The following is a 15,792-nucleotide window of genomic DNA, read 5'->3' as shown; positions in this document are numbered from 1 at the left end:
TGTTCGATTTTCGAGATAAGGTGAGTGTTTAAAATGACTATTAGATGCGGTTGGGTTAATGAAGATCCGTTATATATCGATTACCATGATCATGAATGGGGGGTTCCTGTCCATGATGATCGCCATTTGTTCGAGATGCTTAATCTGGAAGGCGCACAAGCGGGACTTAGCTGGTATACGATTCTGAAGAAGAGAGAGGGCTACCGTGAAGCGTTCGATGGGTTTGATCCGCTGCTTATTGTGAATTATGACGATAAGAAGCTGAACGAACTTCTTGAGAATTCAGGGATCGTACGCAATCGCTTGAAAATAGCGTCTGTTGTTCAGAATGCGAAAGCCTTTCTAAAGGTACAAGAAGAGTTTAGCACGTTTGATTCCTATATTTGGGGGTTCGTTGGCGGGAAGCCAATCAACAATAACTGGACGGATATGAGTCAGGTGCCTGCCACGACGGAAATCTCGAATGCTATGAGCAAAGATTTAAAAAAACGCGGATTTAAGTTCGTAGGTTCGACGATTTGTTATGCTTATATGCAAGCGGTTGGCATGGTGAATGATCACAACCAAACTTGTTTTCGATATAAATAGCTGTTCATGACACAAAAGTTCCTTAGTACCAAAAGCATTGGGAGGGTACAAAGTCTTCAAAGACTTTGTAATCCTCCCTTTTTTAATTTCCAATATTTTGAATGGATGCTACAATGGAAGGTGCGATGCGATGGAAAAGTTAATTGAAATACCAATTTAAGCTTTAACTGGGGGCAGATGAATGATAATAACTTATTCACTGAATCAAGAAGATTTTTGGGAATATTTGCTTTCAATGAAAAAAATCAGATTTAAGAAATCAATTAAAAAGATGACTATATACACTATTGTTTTATCCATTATCACCACAGTCCTTTTTTATAGAGAAGAATATCCTTTGATTTTTATTGAAATTATGATTTTTGCGATTTATATTCCAATATTTTTTTACAATAGAAGTATATTAAAAAAACGCGTTATGAATAGATTCCAAGAGGGAGATGGCATACTTGGTGAGCATACAATTGAAATATTAGAGGATGGATTCAGGGAAAGTACATTAATAAATGACTCTTTTCATAGGTGGATAGGGGTTGAAACCATTGACTCAAATGTGGATTTTATAGTGATTATGTTAAAGAATAGTACATTTTTATTAATCCCAAAGAAGAGTGCATTTAGTTCAATAGAGGACGCTATAAATTTTGAACAATGTATTAAGAACCTTTTTAATAAGAACATCAATACAAATAAGAATAATAAATAAATGTTTAGAAGTCTCGAAGAGGCATTAACGCTGCAAAAATATTAAAGACTAAAACACCTATTATGGGAGGTTAATTCATGGGAGTCGAATGGTATGACATGATCGCTAGAAGAAATGGTGGCTATAAAAACAATGCCGTATATACTATTGAGGGAATTTCAGCGGAGCAGATATTTGAAGAAAGACTAATGAATATGATAACTAATTTCAATTCAGTCTTAGATGCTGGGTGCGGTCATGGAGATTTTACACTAAAGGTGTCGAGACATGCTAAATCGATAATAGGATTTGACAACTCAGTTGAAATGATAAAGATAGCTGAGTCAATTTTAGAAGAAAGTAAAGTGAAAAATGTAAGATTTGTATGCGCTACGACTAAGACAGACTTACCTTTTAGTGATGGACAATTTGATTTAATTTATGACAGAAGAGGACCAACATCTATATTAAATCATAGTAGAATACTTTTTTCTGGAGGTACAGTATTCGGAATTCACTCAGGAGCATTGGAAACTGTTAAAGACAGATTAAATAGTAATGGATTTATAAACATTGAAATTGAAGAATTTAATAGTGCGATTATCTTTTTCCCAAGTGAGATTGAATTTGCTAAATTTATTTCAGGAATACCTGGAAATCCCGATTATACGACTCCAGAGTTAAAAAAGGAATTAGAATTAAGGATTCAAGAGAATATTATAAACGGAAAACTTGGATTGAAAGAATATAAATACATATGGAAAGCTAAAAAACCTTAATTTTGTTAGTAAAATCGAAAAAGGCACCACATCCTCTAACAACGGTGTTCCCGCTGAGGGGCAAAACGCGCATTGGTCTGCAATAGGGATTTCGAGAAAGATAATTCTGCAGACAACCCTGCATTGGCGAAGTCCGTAGGACCCGGTAGCAAGCTGCCTTAATTCACGAATGCACATGACATCACATAACACCGTAGAGACCAGTAGCAATAAAGAGAAAAGGCCATCTGATAGGACAATTGTCCAAATCAGGTGGCCTTTTGTGCTTCAATCAGGCGTATTGGAGTTGTTTCTCCATTAGATTGGTTTTAATTAAATAAATACGCTTGCGAATGTAGAAGTCATATACGGCTCCTGTTAGCTCGCGAGGCTTAATGCGGTTATTTGTGTCGTTATCTATGATTGTCACCGAACCATCGTCATAAAACTTGAACGTATAATCGGCGTAGTGGGTGTGTGCTTCGTCAAGCATGGCGTCAATCTGTCCGGGAAGAAGATGGTCAGTGTCACACAATGCCTTGTGGTACCAATAGTCTCTCTCAATAAAACGAAAATTGTGACTGGTGTTCATCATGTTAACAACCTCCTCATCTAATTGGAACATTTGTTCTTGTTTTCATTATAGCAAACAAATGTTCGTAATGGAAGAGGAATCTATGAAAAATGGGAAATATTTTCATATGAAAAAACCTCCAATCAATTGGATTGGAGGCTCGTTCTGGAAACGATATGCTTCGTGATTGCCAGACCATGCATACGACCTGTTTCAATGAAAATTTCGTTCGCATCATATTTAGATGAAGCGACAACACCAGCTACATATAAACCTGGGATGTTCGTTTCCATCGTGTCTGGTTGAACAAGAGGAGCGTTTGTTTCTTCGTGAAATTGTACACCGATGGAAGTCAGAAGTCCACGATCCGGTCGAAATCCGGTTAGGGCAAGTACGAAGTCATTGTCTAAAGTGACGTGTTCGGTTGCTTTTCGCACAATAATGGTATGCTCATCAATGCGTTCAACTTGGGAATCGAACCACATGTGAATACGGCCTTTATTTACCATACTTTCAAATATCGGACGAACCCACGGTTTAATGTTGGCTGAGAAGTCCTTGCCGCGGTAAACCACCGTAACTTCAGCACCAACTCTAAGCAAATCCATAGCGGCATCGACCGCGGAGTTGTTTCCGCCAATAACGGCTACTTTTGCCCCTGCATAAGGATGGGCTTCTTTATAATAATGCGTTGTCTTTGGCAGTTCTTCACCGGGAATACCGAGCAAATTAGGATGATCAAAGTAGCCCGTAGCTACGATGACATTGCGCGTGTTATATGCGGCTTTCTTTCCGAATTGATCCTCCGTATGTACAGTAAATCCCGTCTCTAATCGTTCGATAGAAACAACTTCCTCATAGGATTGAATTCGCAGCTGTTCTCTACGCGCAACCTCTCTGTAGTAGACTAAAGCTTCTTGGCGATATGGCTTTTCATGAGGTGTTGTGAATGGATAACCGCCAATTTCTAACAGCTCTGGCGTGCTGAAAAACTGTAAATAGGTTGGATATAAATAAATGGCATTTACGATGCAGCTTTTTTCTATAAGTAAAGGTGAAAGGCCTTCGCGCTGTAAGGCGATAGCGGCTGACAATCCGCAAGGACCCGCACCAATAACGATGACATGTTCCAATGTGACAACCTCCCCAAAGACTAAATACTCATTCCATAGTATCGCAAAGCTGAGGGAGATGCCAAGTTGCGCAAAGCAAAAAAGAGCAGACAACTACCCCATTGATGTAGGAAATAGTAGGCTGCTCTGAATCTAAGAAGACCTTTACTTCTGATTCAATTGTTGTTCTTCGTTACCTTCGCTAATGTCGTCCTTGGCAATGTTGATAGGTGTCGTGTCAGGTGCATTTTCTAATGTGTCGTTAACGAAAGCCATATCTTGATTTTTCGCATTCATATTCGTTGTGCCTTTGTATTTGCCTCTATGCTTCTCGTTTTCCATGTCGTTCTTCCTTTCAAGGGCAGTTTAACGTTCAGCTTTAACGTGTACAGTTGTGGTTGTTTTTATTCTCCATAAATAGGAAAGTTAATGAAAGCAATGAAAGCTGGGCGTCGTCTAGTAGAGTAGATGAATTGTGTAAGGGATGGTGGAATATGATTCAAGAGCTTATGAAAAGATTGGCAGCAGCCAAAGAAAATGGCCGCTTGCAAGCAGTTTGGTCGGCCCGGTTAGCGGATTTAGAACAGAATGGAGTAAATCAAAAGATCATATTGTCATTTGGGAAGAACAGCTCATCAAAGAAAAAAGAGATGTAGAAAAATTGAAAACTCACAGCTTTACCAGCTTTCTGTATGATTTAATGAACAAGAAAGCAGAGAAACTGTTGAGGAACAAGAACTGCTGGAATTGAAATTTAGATATAATGAAGCTGTTCGTCGAAGGGATAATCTTTTGCAAGAGATACAAGAGATGCGGAATAAGCTCCATTCCGTGCGATTTTGGGACATAGAAGTGGTAGATCTGACTCTCCGAATTGAATCTTATATTCATGCTAATGACTCTGGGAAGAGCAGGCAGCTGCGGGAGCTCTCTGAACGGATAGCTCAGTTTCAATTACAAACCAAAGAGCTTAAAGAGGCGTTAAGTGTAGGGGAATCGGTCGTGGAACATTTGCAATTAGCAGCTGAATCACTTCGTTCTGCACGCAATTGGGGTGCTTATGATATGCTCGGCGGCGGTATGCTGTCTACGCATATCAAACACGGCAAAATTGATGAAGCCATAGATCATGTGCGCACTGCACAGAGTAGTCTAAGCCGTTTTGAAAAGGAGCTTAAGGATGTTGGTGTGACTTTATTCATAGCTAGCCATATTAGCGGATTTCTCAAATTCTCAGATTACTTCTTTGACGGATTATTAACCGACTGGTTGGTTCAAGGTAAGATTCACGAAACTTCCAAACAAGTTGAAGATAAATCAATGGAAGTGAATCGACTGTGTAATGAGTTAGAGCAAGCTTTAAGCAAGGCGGAGTCGGGTATGGAAGAAGTAAAGAGGTTGTATAGTTCGTTGATACAAAATCCGCTATAATGGATAGAAAGATGGAGAAAAAAGGAGAAGAGAGACCTATGATTCAGGCAAGTATCAAACATATGGTTGTATTTAATTTACACGCAGGAAAAGATACGCTGGAAGCAGAACAATTTCTAAAAAGCAGTGCTCAAGAACTTGCGGCAATACCTGGGGTTGAGCAATTTGAAGTGTTTCGTCAAGTTAGCACAAAGACAGATTATGATTATGGGTTTTCAATGGTATTTGCAGATAGAGCGGCATATGAAGCTTACAATGTTCATCCGGTACATACTCATTATGTTGCGGAACGTTGGGTAAAAGAAGTAAGTCGGTTTCAAGAAATCGATTTGACTATTTTTGAGTGAGGTACTCTTATGAAACCATTGAAATTAGCGAAAGAAGAGAAGGAATTGTTGATTGAGGATTTGCAAGGCCATCTGGAGTTGGACCATAATATTGAATTAGGACGGTTGGCCTCAGAACAATTAATCGATTATATGCTTCAACAATTGGCTGCGCCTATTTATAACCAGGCTATAGAAGATGCTGGCAAGACATTGATGGAAAGAATGAGTTCATTGGAAGAAGACCTCTATGCCATGAAAATGACGAAAAAAACAACACGAAGGTAGCAGTACATAGAAGGTTCTGAGGGGAGAACACAAATAATTTGAACAAGTCCGAAGAGCTATTTGATATCTATGATGAAAAGATGAATAGGCTTGGGGTGGCTCCGCGCTCAGAAGTGCATGCGAAAGGGCTGTGGCATCGCACTTTTCAGTGTTGGATCGTTAGCCTAGAAGGGAAGGAACCTAATCTCCTGCTCCAGTTAAGACATCCAGAGAAGGATCTGTTTCCGAACTTGCTGGACATTTCTTGCGCCGGGCATCTCGCAGCTGGAGAAACCACAGAAGACGGTGTGAGAGAGCTAGAGGAAGAGCTTGGGCTGAAGGTCGATTACAGTGATTTAATCCCTTGCGGGGTGTTTGCAGAAGAAGATCTGATTTCGGACAAACTCATTGATCGTGAGTTTTGTCATTTGTTTATATATCGCTGCGACCAACCACTGAATCGTTATATGCTGCAGCCAGATGAGGTAAGCGGTCTGTTTGCAGTAAGTGTCGTAGATCTTGAGCGTTTAATTCATCAAGAAACAAAAGAAATAATGGCAAGTGGTTATAAAATGGGGATCGAAGGCGAATTAGATCAAACAAATCTACTTCTGTCCCTAGATCATTTGGTGCCGCATCCAGTCGCTTATTTTGATCTTGTGTTTCGTACATTACGGGAAAATGGATGGTCTGAATGAAAAAGAACCGTATCGGGTGACCCAATCGGTTCTCATTGCGTACATATCATTTTTTAGACGAAATACTTGTTCGCTATGTAAGCATATGCGATATAACAGACAATGGAAAGTCCGATACAGACAATACCAAGAGCTGTTTTCCGCTTAAACAAAAGCAAGAATCCGGCACTAAATGCTGATCCTATAATTAGCAATGAAATAAAAGTTAGAACACCCATCGATACTTATCTCCTTAACCTTTGTTTACGTAATCACGCACCATGTCTTCAGATACATAAGAACGGAGCGGAGAAATACCTTCTTTGGCATGGGCGATGATTTGGGCTGTTATGGCGTTGATCGCATCAACGTTAAAAGGCAGCCCGCTTCTGCACAGATCTACAGCAGCGTCAATTGCTTGCTCACGCTGCGCATCTAGCTCTGCGAACCTAACGAGATGTAGGTGCTGAGCATTCGAATGTTTGGTTATCGCTTCATGTACATTCATCTTCAAGTTCTCCTTTAGTGACCAGATTCTAATCTAGTATACACGATTGAATAGGTGAGGAACAGTTTTTGCAAGAGGAAATCCGAACAATAATCGACATTATAAACTTCACCTCACTAATAATTAATGGCATTAATTAAATGGGGGGTCCAGATTTGAAATCCTATCATGGAGCAAGCGATAACAAGACTGATAGAAGCCTCGGAGTGAAACTAATGAACTCTTTACCGATTGAATCCATACTTCCTCAATTGAAAGATGTTTTGCGAACAAATCCATGCGCAATATTGGTCGCTCAGCCTGGTGCAGGCAAAACAACGCAAGTACCGCTTGCTATTCTGCAAGAGTCATGGCTGCAAAATCAAAAGATACTCATGCTTGAGCCTAGAAGATTGGCAGCTCGTGCGGCTGCTCGCTATATGTCTAAACTTCGTAGTGAAGAAGTTGGGCAGACCATTGGTTATCGGGTGAAAAATGACACGAGGGTTGGACCGAACACACGAATTGAAGTGATAACGGAAGGTGTTCTTACGCGCATGCTTCAAACAGATCCTGCCCTGGAAGGGGTGGGGGCTGTTATTTTTGATGAATTTCATGAGCGCAGCTTACATGCAGATTTGGGGTTGGCGCTTAGCAGGCAATCACAAACCTTGCTTCGTGAAGATCTGCGAATTCTTATTATGTCGGCTACGATTGAGGCCAACACGGTTTCGGCCTTGCTTGATGATGCACCGATTATTCAAAGTGAAGGGCGAACTTATCCTGTTGTAACTCATTATCTGGATGCGAAAATTACGAGCAAAATAGAACAGGCGGTAGTAACAAGCATCCAACGCGCCTTGCAAATGAATGAAGGCAGTTTGCTCGTTTTTCTCCCGGGAGCAGCTGAAATTCATCGTGTTACTAATAGCCTTGCTGCGCTTAAATTAGGAAAAGAGATAGAGATCGCACCTCTTTATGGTAATCTCTCCCAAGAGGCGCAGGACCAAGCGCTGGCTTTAAGTTCGCCAGGGCACCGGAAGATTGTGCTGGCCACTTCGATTGCCGAGACAAGCTTGACCGTCGAAGGCGTCACTGTCGTTATCGACAGCGGGCTTATGCGCGTGCCCCGCTTCTCACCACGCACCGGTATGACCCGTCTTATGACGGTGCCTGTGTCTGTCGCCTCTGCGGATCAGCGCAGAGGCCGCGCGGGTCGGCTCGGTCCAGGCGTGTGTTACCGCCTGTGGACCGAGACCGAGCAGCGGCAGCTCCCGCTGAGCAGCACGCCAGAGATCCGCGAAGCGGATCTGGCGCCGCTCGCGCTGGAGCTGGCCGCCTGGGGCGTGCCAGACCCAGCTTCGCTGGTCTGGCTAGACCCGCCGCCTGCTGCTGCGTATCAGCAGGCGCGGGAACTGCTCGTGCAGCTGGGAGCGCTGCACGATGAGGGAGGCCTAACGCCGCACGGCAAGCGTCTAGCGTCGTTAGGCCTGCACCCGCGTCTTGCGCACATGGTGCTGCAAGCCATAGCGCTTGAGCTCGGCGCGTTGGCGTGCGAGCTCGCCGTAATGCTGAGCGAGCGCGATTTCATGCGCGCTTCTGAGGGCCGAGATGCGGATATTCGCACCCGCATCGAAGTGCTCTGGCGCGCTGCGCAGGGCGAGCAGCGCGCAGACGTTGACTTTGGCTTATGCCGGCGCATCGCGGCGGAAGCCAAAGTGCTCATGCAGCAGCTCGGCATCCGGCCGAGCGGGAATAAAGCGAATGCGAGCGGATTGCTGCTCGCATTCGCTTATCCCGACCGCGTCGCGCAGCGGCGGTCGACGGGGCGGTTCCTGCTCAGCAGCGGGCGCGGTGCTGTGCTGCCCGAGCTGCAGCCGCTCTCGAACGAGCGTTATCTCGTCGCCGCCGAGCTGGACGATAACGGAGCGGAGAGCCGTATTTATTTGGCAGCACCGATTCAGGAAGACGAGCTGTTTGAAGCCTTTGAAGGCAGCTTGCTCAAAGAGCAAGAAGTGGTATGGGAACAGGCAACGGCTTCCGTTAAAGCAAGACAGCGTCTTCGGTTAGGTGCCATTATCCTCAAAGAAAACCCGTTGCAGGATCCAAACCCAGACTTGGTGCTGCAAGCTTTGATATCCGGTATTCAAACAGAATCCTTGGAGCTGCTGCCTTGGACTCGGAGTGCGAGGCAGCTTCAACAGCGTGTTATGTTTTTGCATCGATTTGATGTAGAATGGCCAGATATGGGGGATGCGAATTTGCTTGCTTCCTTAGAGGATTGGCTAGGGCCCCATCTTTACGGTTTGAAAAGCATGGGGGCTTTAGGGCGTCTTAACTTGACAAGCATATTAGAAGAAATGCTAACATGGGAGCAGCGTCGATGGTTAGATGAATGGGCGCCAACGCACATTCAGGTACCAAGCGGTTCCCGAATTCCCGTTGATTATAGCGTCAGTGAGTCGCCTGCTTTATCGGTTCGTTTGCAAGAGATGTTTGGTTTAGCCGATACCCCGCGGATCGCAAAGGGAAGAGTGCCGGTTACGTTGCACTTGTTATCGCCTGCTCAGCGTCCTGTGCAGGTGACGAAAGATTTGGCGAGCTTTTGGCGGGATGCTTATTTCGAAGTCAAAAAAGATCTCAAAGGCCGATACCCCAAGCATTACTGGCCGGACGATCCGATGGCGGCGATGCCTACAAATCGAGCTAAACCGCGTTCCTAACCTAATTTGCACGAGAAGGGAACTGAGCAAGCCATGACAATCCACTCCGAACCGGAGGAATTCGTCATTTATGTATCTGCTGGTTTTGCCACAGCGCCTTATTTCCTAGATGCTTTCGCCGCGGTACTGGCTGCTCGTTTTGAACAAGCAGGTTCACGTGTCCAAGTCGTTATCCATTATCCATATGGCGATTGGACGCGGCGAAAGCAAGTGCAGCTCCGAGAAATTACCAGTGATCTATGGAACAATGCACATCGGAAAAGGTCTCACTATGGTGGCAAAAGCTTGTTGAAGTTGATCAACGACAACCTGGTCCCTAGACAGCAACTGCTGCTAATTGGGCATAGTGCAGGGGCTGTGGCTTCTATTCTGGCGGCTGATGCCCTTATGAAAGAGGGGGTTTCGATCCTCGGTGTGGTCCAAATTGGATCGCCGAAATGTGCAATTCCTCCATCGTTAAAGAGCCGTGTTCTTTATCTAAATGCTGCTAATCAGTTGGATAAATCCAATGATCCCGTACCGAGACTGGGCACATGGGGTGGCTGGATGAGAACGCGCTGGGGATTGCGCCGTTGGAATGGCATGAAACATGCTCCTTCTCATCGACAAACTTTACCGTTAATAGGTGGACATGCCGATTATTTCAGAGATCACAATCCCTATATATGGAATGAAGCAACGAACCTGCAAACCACGATGAACACGATTTGGACTTGGTTACAACGAAAAGAAAAGGATGATGAACATGATTGAAATTTTAAAAGCGAGCATGGAACACAGCAAAGAAGAAGGCTACCTCGGGCAAGTTCAATTCAAGGTGGAAGGCCACGAGCACCCGTACGAAATTACCCTGCAAAGCAAACGGGGTAAAGATGACTGGAGCTACGCACTTCACTTTTTACAGGAATCAGGAAAAGAAGAGGATATTGAAGCTGTTGAAGACTTGCTGGAAGACGACGAATGGTTTGATATGCTCGTGGACGCAGCTCAAAAAACCATAGTGAAGTAAGACATGCAGCTTACATAACGATCGTTTCGATAGGAGAAAACGCCGATGGATCCTGAGGTAAAGGCAACGCTCAAGATGAGCTATGATCAACATGCTCGATTGCGGGATGGGGATACAGTTCAATCGTGGAAAGTAGATGAGATGGATCGTTTTTTGGCAAGGCTGCAGGCAGCTGACAGGGGTAGTGAACTACGGATTTTAGATCTTGGAAGCGGTCCTGGCCATCAGGCGATTTATTTGAAAAATCATGGATACCATGTCACTTGCGTTGATTTATCCGAAGAAATGGTGAACATTTGCCTTGAAAAAGGGCTTGAAGCTTTCGCCATGGATTTCTACACTTTGGACTTAGAGCCAGAGTCGTTTGACGCGATATGGACGATGAATGCCCTGCTACATGTGCCAAAAGATAGTCTTCTGCAAGTTCTGGTCAATTTGGAGAGAGTGCTGAAGCAGGACGGTTTCTTGTACATGGGCCTTTATGGCGGGTATGAAAGCGAAGGGATTTGGAAGGATGACGCGTACAGACCTCAACGCTTTTTCGCCTTCTACGAAGATGAGCACATTCAGAGAAAAGTAACAGAAGTATTTGACATCGAACACTTTTCTGTTCTACCGATAGAGGGCATGAAAGTCGATTACCAATCGGTTTTAGCCAGAAAAAAGAAACCGAACCCTCTCCTAGCACCGAAATAGCACATCACCAGACGGTTTTGGGAAAAGTTAAGCCTAATTAGTTCTGAACTAGCTGAACTAATTAGGCTTATTTTCGTTGTTTGTTCATCGGAATGATTTGATTAACTCACACAAGGGATCACCTTCATTTAGAATAATCTCCTGGCCGTAACAAAACGTTTTTTCCATTTTTCATCGAAGTCTGCGATGTGAACGCCGAGCTCTTTCGAATAAGTATGAAGGATTTTCCCGTCTCCCGCATAGATGCCTACGTGGCCGATATCGAGCCCGCGAGCGCTGAAGAACAGTAGATCGCCTTTGCGTATTTTGTCGATTCCGATTTCTTTCCCTTTCTGGGCTTGGTCGTAGGAGACTCGCGGCAGATCGATGGACAGCACTTCGTTAAAAACATATCGGACGAAAGAAGAGCAATCGAACGTATTGGTTTGGCCGGAAGTTGCACCGAATTCGTAAGGTGTTCCCAGGAATTTGGACCCGAAAGCGAGCAACTCATCCGCTTTCTTTTCGGCGAATGCCGGGCTCGTGTAATCGGTATACATTGGTGTAGCCGAGATGAAACCAATTGTATCGTCTTTGGTCTGCACCTCCAGCCAATTTGCATCGATTTCTCGGATCACGTGGATTCTCTCGTTTTTCGGAAGTACACGGAGGACGCGGGTATCCGTATCTTTTGCTGGAGAGTCACGCAGGTTGACGCCGTATTCGATAGTGGTTTCATAGTCATGAGCGGATGAAATGGTAATCGAACGGGAATATTCATGCCATTTCACGAGATTGCCTAGCGCTTCGCTAATAAATCGCACCGGAACCATGGTAAACCCGTCGATAATTTTGCCTGACACGGGCATCTCCAGCCGTTCTTGGTTTTTATAAGCGGCTGTTTCTCCGACTCGGTATGTAAGGACGACGCCTTCTTTAATGGCAGTAACCGTTTGTGTGCTCTCATCCCAAGAAACTTTTGCACCTTCAGCCTCAAAAATAGGACGCATCGGAACGAGGCCATAGCCGTTTTCGATCACGGGAGGAGTCTGAAAGGACAGTTGATGCCCATCCAGAAGTACAGAAGGCGGCTGATTAACCTCGGCATGTACCGACGTTGCATTGATTAGCATCATGGTCAGCATGGAAAATGTGACCCCGTAAAGTAAGCTGTTTCTAATTTTCATGTTCATACACCCTTACTAAGTTTTCTTTGATATTATATAGACGCAGCTGCAAGAGTGTTTGTTACTTTCCAATTTGTGGGAATCATAATAGCGCGAAATACATTGAAACACCAGAAAGTTTAATCATTTGATAAGCCTATATGCTAAAATGTGGATAGCATTTTATTAAATCACATCCAAACCAAAGGAGCAGAATGATGAATCAACACACATCGGGATCACAACAAATCACAGCATTTGCTGAGAAGAAAGTTACCTGGCTGGAACTTTTCTATGATCTGCTTTTTGTAGCGGCAGTTTCAAAAGCGAGTCATGTCTTGTTACATGTCGAAAATGGATCCATTCCAGTTGAATACTTAGCCAAATTCGTCCTCATATTTATTCCGATTTGGTGGGCTTGGGTTGGGCAATCCCTCTTTGTAAACCGGTTTGGAAGAGATATCTTATCACACCGAATATTTCTGATTTTGCAATTATTTTTTGTGCTCATAATGACGGCCAGTCTATCGGTTAATTTTGACCAATACTATGTTCCATTCTTAATAGGCTATATTGGTTTAAGAGCGATGACAGCCATCCAATATCTTTCGGTACATAAAAAAGAAGAAGCACATAGAAAGATCACTGCCCGTTATTTAGGAAGCCGCTTTTGGATTGGATTGGTGATTTCTTCTTGCTCACTTTTTTTCGACTCATGGATTCGCTATGCAGTTTTGTATGCGGGAATAACAGTAGACATTTTTCTCCCATTAATCGGTCGGCACTACTTGGTGAAAAGCCCCATAAATACGCATCATCTATTAGAGCGCTTCTCGTTGTTTACACTCATTCTTCTTGGTGAATCCGTAATCAGTATACTTGCAGTCTTGCAGTCTAGCGACTGGACGTGGCAATCTATTGTATTTGCGTCAATGACTTTTTTATTAATTATTGCTATATGGTGGCAATATTTTGACAATGTTGAAAAGAAAGTGAATAAGACATTAGAAACTGCGGGGCAAACTATCATTTATGGCCATTTATTCATTTATTTATCCATGTGTATGATTGCAGCATCGATCCAATTGTTATTTTTGAAACAATTAAATTATTCATTTATGTTAAGCTTTATTTTTGGATCTGTACTGCTCTACTTTTTCTCAACCACGTTGGTTTTCCATAAATATCGACACGCACATCAAAGACTAGGTATATATCATTTAGTGTTATTAGTAGGATTACTTGGGATTTTTTTCGCGGTGGATTTGTTTTTTCTTTTACCAAATTACATGATTATTGGAGAAGTGACGCTGTTTTTTGGCGTATATGCTAAATTAACGACTTGAACTTTTAGATGAATGAACCAAGACAAACATCGTGCCAAGTCATATCGCCTTCCTCATATAATGTGGGTAGCTTGTTATACCTAGAAGGATATGAGAAAGGAAGATGGCATTGGTCAGAAGACGAACGTTATCAAGTGTAGATAATGATATACAAGCTCTGAAGAGAGATGTTAAGAAGCTTGAACAACCCATAACATCAGACAGATTAGCAAGGAGGGCGGTAACGAGCAGGGAACTTGCTCAAAGATCTGTTGGTGGAGCTAAGATAGCAAGGAGGGCCATCACACTAGACAAACTTGCTCCCAGCGTCGTCAATAATATCACTTCAAACGTTGTGCAATTAATTAGTGCTAGTGCATTAGGCGTCGCAGCAGCTGCAAACCAAGCGGTTGACGTTGCCGGACCGCAGGGACCGATTGGGCACCAAGGGGGAGCGGGAGTTCAAGGTCCGCAAGGCCTTCAGGGTTTACAAGGTCCACAAGGAGAGGAAGGCCCTACGGGGGCTGCTGGAGTACCAGGACCAACAGGTGCCCAAGGACTCCAAGGAACGCAAGGTCCCGAGGGGCCGACTGGGTTGACGGGACCTTCTGGGATTGTCGATGTTCGATTCGCAGGAAGCAACACGCCTATCCCATTTATCATTATCCAAGGATCGGGAGGCTCTATGGCAGAGTTAATTTTACCTTCAATTACATTGCTGGCTAATCAGGTGGTCAAATTAGATGCATTTGCGAATATTAATTTTATCATTGTTCAAAATTATTCGGTGGATAGCGCTATATCCAGAAATCAAGGGGAAATAGTAACAACGGATAATGCTGTAATGATCCAAAATCAGGATCAGCCCTTTTTTCCGCAAGCAGCTGTAACGACTACTCTAACTTGGGTGGATAATCCGGGTCCAGGAACCTATACTTACTCGTTCGCAATCACAGGTTCAGCTAACGGAATAACAGACGCTTCTATCAATAGCAGGGGATTAACCGCTATGATTATTACCGTAACACAGTAAGTGATTAATAAGGTTATTGGAAAAAATGGAAATAAGGCTGGACACATATCGTGTTCAACCTTATTTTTAATATATGGAAACATATGAAAACCAAATTATGTAGGGGGGACCATTTTATGAAAATAACGGATGTTCCATTTAGTACAATTGACTGGAGTGAAATAAGTGTTACTCAACATCCTGGAATTGAAGGAAGTGCTTATTGGCGTACATTTGAAATGGGAAACATAAGGGTGCGAATGGTAGAATATACGCCTGGTTATATAGCTGACCATTGGTGTAACAGAGGCCACGTTTTGTTAGTTCTAGAAGGAGAATTGTATACTGAACTTTCAGATGGAAGAGAATTTAAACTCACGCCAGGAGTCAGTTATCAAGTGGCTGATGATGCAAATCCACATAGATCTTATACGAAAACTGGAGCGAAATTATTTATTGTAGACTAACAACTGATTTGCAACCTCTATTCCGTTAATCTGCTTACAACTGTTTCTTTTGCCAAACAGCATCGAGCCCGGGAAGGACTAGGACGCTCTCCTGTTCATTTGGATCCGTACGGGCAATCAGAGCCGTGCAGGACTCAGTTTCACTCGGATTATAGGGGAGATGGGGCATCCCCGCTGGGATGTAAAGAAAGTCCCCCGCATCTAATTCCATATGCTGTTCAATCTTCTCACCATACCACATTGCAGATTTTCCTTGAAGCATATAAATGGCTGTCTCATGATCTTGATGAAGGTGAGCCTTTGCTCTTTTTCCTGGCGGTATAGACAATAAATGCATACAGATCCCTTGAGCACCAACGCTTTCCTTTGATATGGCTTCGGCATAATCAAGCCCTTGTTTTCCATGATAAGTTCGAGATGGACGGATAAGTCGACAAGTACTCTTTTTATCCACTTTAGTAACGCACCTCCTTATGATTCAAAAAATTAAATACATAAAAGTAAAGTGAA

The 15,792-nt window shown here is 43.4% G+C and carries 22 protein-coding genes; 15 read left to right on the top strand and 7 right to left on the bottom strand.

Annotated features, from left to right (window positions below; all coding sequences use genetic code 11):
* Positions 1–33 precede the first annotated feature (33 nt).
* The 3 genes from QFZ81_RS17335 (at position 34) to QFZ81_RS17325 (ending at position 2,052) form a co-directional block, all read left to right on the top strand.
* The gene (locus tag QFZ81_RS17335; protein WP_307603709.1) at positions 34–588 is read left to right on the top strand and encodes a DNA-3-methyladenine glycosylase I; all 555 of its coding nucleotides are present in this window, start codon (positions 34–36) and stop codon (positions 586–588) included.
* Between the two features lie 181 nt (positions 589–769).
* Positions 770–1,294 carry a hypothetical protein gene (locus tag QFZ81_RS17330; protein ID WP_307442322.1) on the top strand — a complete coding sequence of 175 codons (525 nt, stop codon included), beginning with the start codon at positions 770–772 and terminating at the stop codon, positions 1,292–1,294.
* 77 nt (positions 1,295–1,371) lie between these two features.
* Positions 1,372–2,052 (top strand): class I SAM-dependent methyltransferase, encoded by a 681-nt coding sequence (locus tag QFZ81_RS17325; protein WP_307442325.1) that lies wholly within the window; start codon positions 1,372–1,374, stop codon positions 2,050–2,052.
* A gap of 271 nt (positions 2,053–2,323) precedes the next feature.
* Here QFZ81_RS17325 and QFZ81_RS17320 read toward each other — a convergent pair whose 3' ends face one another.
* From QFZ81_RS17320 to QFZ81_RS17310, 3 genes are all read right to left on the bottom strand, one after another.
* Positions 2,324–2,626: a hypothetical protein gene (locus QFZ81_RS17320; protein ID WP_235550974.1), complete on the bottom strand. Its 303-nt coding sequence runs from the start codon at positions 2,624–2,626 to the stop codon at positions 2,324–2,326.
* A 122-nt stretch (positions 2,627–2,748) separates the two neighbouring features.
* Positions 2,749–3,738, bottom strand: a complete 990-nt coding sequence (locus QFZ81_RS17315) for a YpdA family putative bacillithiol disulfide reductase (protein ID WP_307442328.1) — start codon at positions 3,736–3,738, stop codon at positions 2,749–2,751.
* Positions 3,739–3,882: 144 nt separating this feature from the next.
* Positions 3,883–4,059 carry a hypothetical protein gene (locus QFZ81_RS17310; protein WP_156389925.1) on the bottom strand — a complete coding sequence of 59 codons (177 nt, stop codon included), beginning with the start codon at positions 4,057–4,059 and terminating at the stop codon, positions 3,883–3,885.
* A 142-nt stretch (positions 4,060–4,201) separates the two neighbouring features.
* On the opposite strand from QFZ81_RS17310, the gene QFZ81_RS17305 reads away from it, so the two are divergent.
* From QFZ81_RS17305 to QFZ81_RS17285, 5 genes are read left to right on the top strand one after another with little or no spacing between them, the layout of a single operon-like run.
* Positions 4,202–4,468: a hypothetical protein gene (locus QFZ81_RS17305; protein WP_307442330.1), complete on the top strand. Its 267-nt coding sequence runs from the start codon at positions 4,202–4,204 to the stop codon at positions 4,466–4,468.
* Between the two features lie 59 nt (positions 4,469–4,527).
* A complete protein-coding gene (locus QFZ81_RS17300) occupies positions 4,528–5,148 on the top strand; it encodes a hypothetical protein (protein WP_307442331.1) in 621 nt (206 codons plus the stop codon).
* A gap of 38 nt (positions 5,149–5,186) precedes the next feature.
* Positions 5,187–5,495, top strand: coding sequence for a Dabb family protein (locus QFZ81_RS17295; RefSeq protein ID WP_307442333.1), 309 nt, complete (start codon positions 5,187–5,189; stop codon positions 5,493–5,495).
* A gap of 9 nt (positions 5,496–5,504) precedes the next feature.
* A complete protein-coding gene (locus QFZ81_RS17290; protein ID WP_307442334.1) occupies positions 5,505–5,762 on the top strand; it encodes a DUF2164 domain-containing protein in 258 nt (85 codons plus the stop codon).
* Between the two features lie 38 nt (positions 5,763–5,800).
* The gene (locus tag QFZ81_RS17285) at positions 5,801–6,439 is read left to right on the top strand and encodes an NUDIX hydrolase (RefSeq protein WP_307442336.1); all 639 of its coding nucleotides are present in this window, start codon (positions 5,801–5,803) and stop codon (positions 6,437–6,439) included.
* A gap of 53 nt (positions 6,440–6,492) precedes the next feature.
* Here the strand turns inward: QFZ81_RS17285 and QFZ81_RS17280 are convergent, their stop codons facing one another.
* Together QFZ81_RS17280 and QFZ81_RS17275 are read right to left on the bottom strand one after the other, a co-directional pair.
* Positions 6,493–6,657: a hypothetical protein gene (locus tag QFZ81_RS17280; protein WP_156389927.1), complete on the bottom strand. Its 165-nt coding sequence runs from the start codon at positions 6,655–6,657 to the stop codon at positions 6,493–6,495.
* A 14-nt stretch (positions 6,658–6,671) separates the two neighbouring features.
* Positions 6,672–6,926, bottom strand: coding sequence for a YpbS family protein (locus QFZ81_RS17275; RefSeq protein ID WP_307442337.1), 255 nt, complete (start codon positions 6,924–6,926; stop codon positions 6,672–6,674).
* 215 nt (positions 6,927–7,141) lie between these two features.
* Between QFZ81_RS17275 and hrpB the strand changes: the two genes are divergently transcribed.
* The 4 genes from hrpB to QFZ81_RS17255 are packed head-to-tail and all read left to right on the top strand — an operon-like array spanning position 7,142 to position 11,333.
* The gene (hrpB, locus tag QFZ81_RS17270) at positions 7,142–9,628 is read left to right on the top strand and encodes an ATP-dependent helicase HrpB (protein ID WP_307442338.1); all 2,487 of its coding nucleotides are present in this window, start codon (positions 7,142–7,144) and stop codon (positions 9,626–9,628) included.
* A gap of 33 nt (positions 9,629–9,661) precedes the next feature.
* Positions 9,662–10,381, top strand: coding sequence for an alpha/beta hydrolase family protein (locus tag QFZ81_RS17265; RefSeq protein WP_307603706.1), 720 nt, complete (start codon positions 9,662–9,664; stop codon positions 10,379–10,381).
* Complete coding sequence (locus tag QFZ81_RS17260) at positions 10,374–10,637, top strand: hypothetical protein (protein WP_307442341.1); 264 nt, start codon at positions 10,374–10,376, stop codon at positions 10,635–10,637. The genes QFZ81_RS17265 and QFZ81_RS17260 overlap by 8 nt, the downstream gene beginning before the upstream one ends.
* Before the next feature lie 45 nt (positions 10,638–10,682).
* Positions 10,683–11,333, top strand: coding sequence for a class I SAM-dependent methyltransferase (locus QFZ81_RS17255; RefSeq protein WP_307442343.1), 651 nt, complete (start codon positions 10,683–10,685; stop codon positions 11,331–11,333).
* 128 nt (positions 11,334–11,461) lie between these two features.
* Here QFZ81_RS17255 and QFZ81_RS17250 read toward each other — a convergent pair whose 3' ends face one another.
* The gene (locus tag QFZ81_RS17250) at positions 11,462–12,499 is read right to left on the bottom strand and encodes a stalk domain-containing protein (protein WP_307442345.1); all 1,038 of its coding nucleotides are present in this window, start codon (positions 12,497–12,499) and stop codon (positions 11,462–11,464) included.
* A gap of 197 nt (positions 12,500–12,696) precedes the next feature.
* On the opposite strand from QFZ81_RS17250, the gene QFZ81_RS17245 reads away from it, so the two are divergent.
* The 3 genes from QFZ81_RS17245 (at position 12,697) to QFZ81_RS17235 (ending at position 15,282) form a co-directional block, all read left to right on the top strand.
* Entirely contained in the window at positions 12,697–13,824 is a 1,128-nt protein-coding gene (locus QFZ81_RS17245; RefSeq protein ID WP_307449693.1) for a low temperature requirement protein A, read from the top strand.
* Positions 13,825–13,927: 103 nt separating this feature from the next.
* Positions 13,928–14,836 carry a hypothetical protein gene (locus QFZ81_RS17240; protein WP_307442346.1) on the top strand — a complete coding sequence of 303 codons (909 nt, stop codon included), beginning with the start codon at positions 13,928–13,930 and terminating at the stop codon, positions 14,834–14,836.
* 116 nt (positions 14,837–14,952) lie between these two features.
* Positions 14,953–15,282, top strand: a complete 330-nt coding sequence (locus QFZ81_RS17235) for a DHCW motif cupin fold protein (RefSeq protein ID WP_307603704.1) — start codon at positions 14,953–14,955, stop codon at positions 15,280–15,282.
* Between the two features lie 34 nt (positions 15,283–15,316).
* Here the strand turns inward: QFZ81_RS17235 and QFZ81_RS17230 are convergent, their stop codons facing one another.
* Positions 15,317–15,736 (bottom strand): cupin domain-containing protein, encoded by a 420-nt coding sequence (locus QFZ81_RS17230; protein WP_307442348.1) that lies wholly within the window; start codon positions 15,734–15,736, stop codon positions 15,317–15,319.
* Positions 15,737–15,792 lie beyond the last annotated feature (56 nt).

Source organism: Paenibacillus sp. V4I9 (genome assembly GCF_030817295.1).
GTDB lineage: Bacteria > Bacillota > Bacilli > Paenibacillales > NBRC-103111 > Paenibacillus_E.
This window is presented reverse-complemented; position numbering and strand designations above follow the sequence as displayed.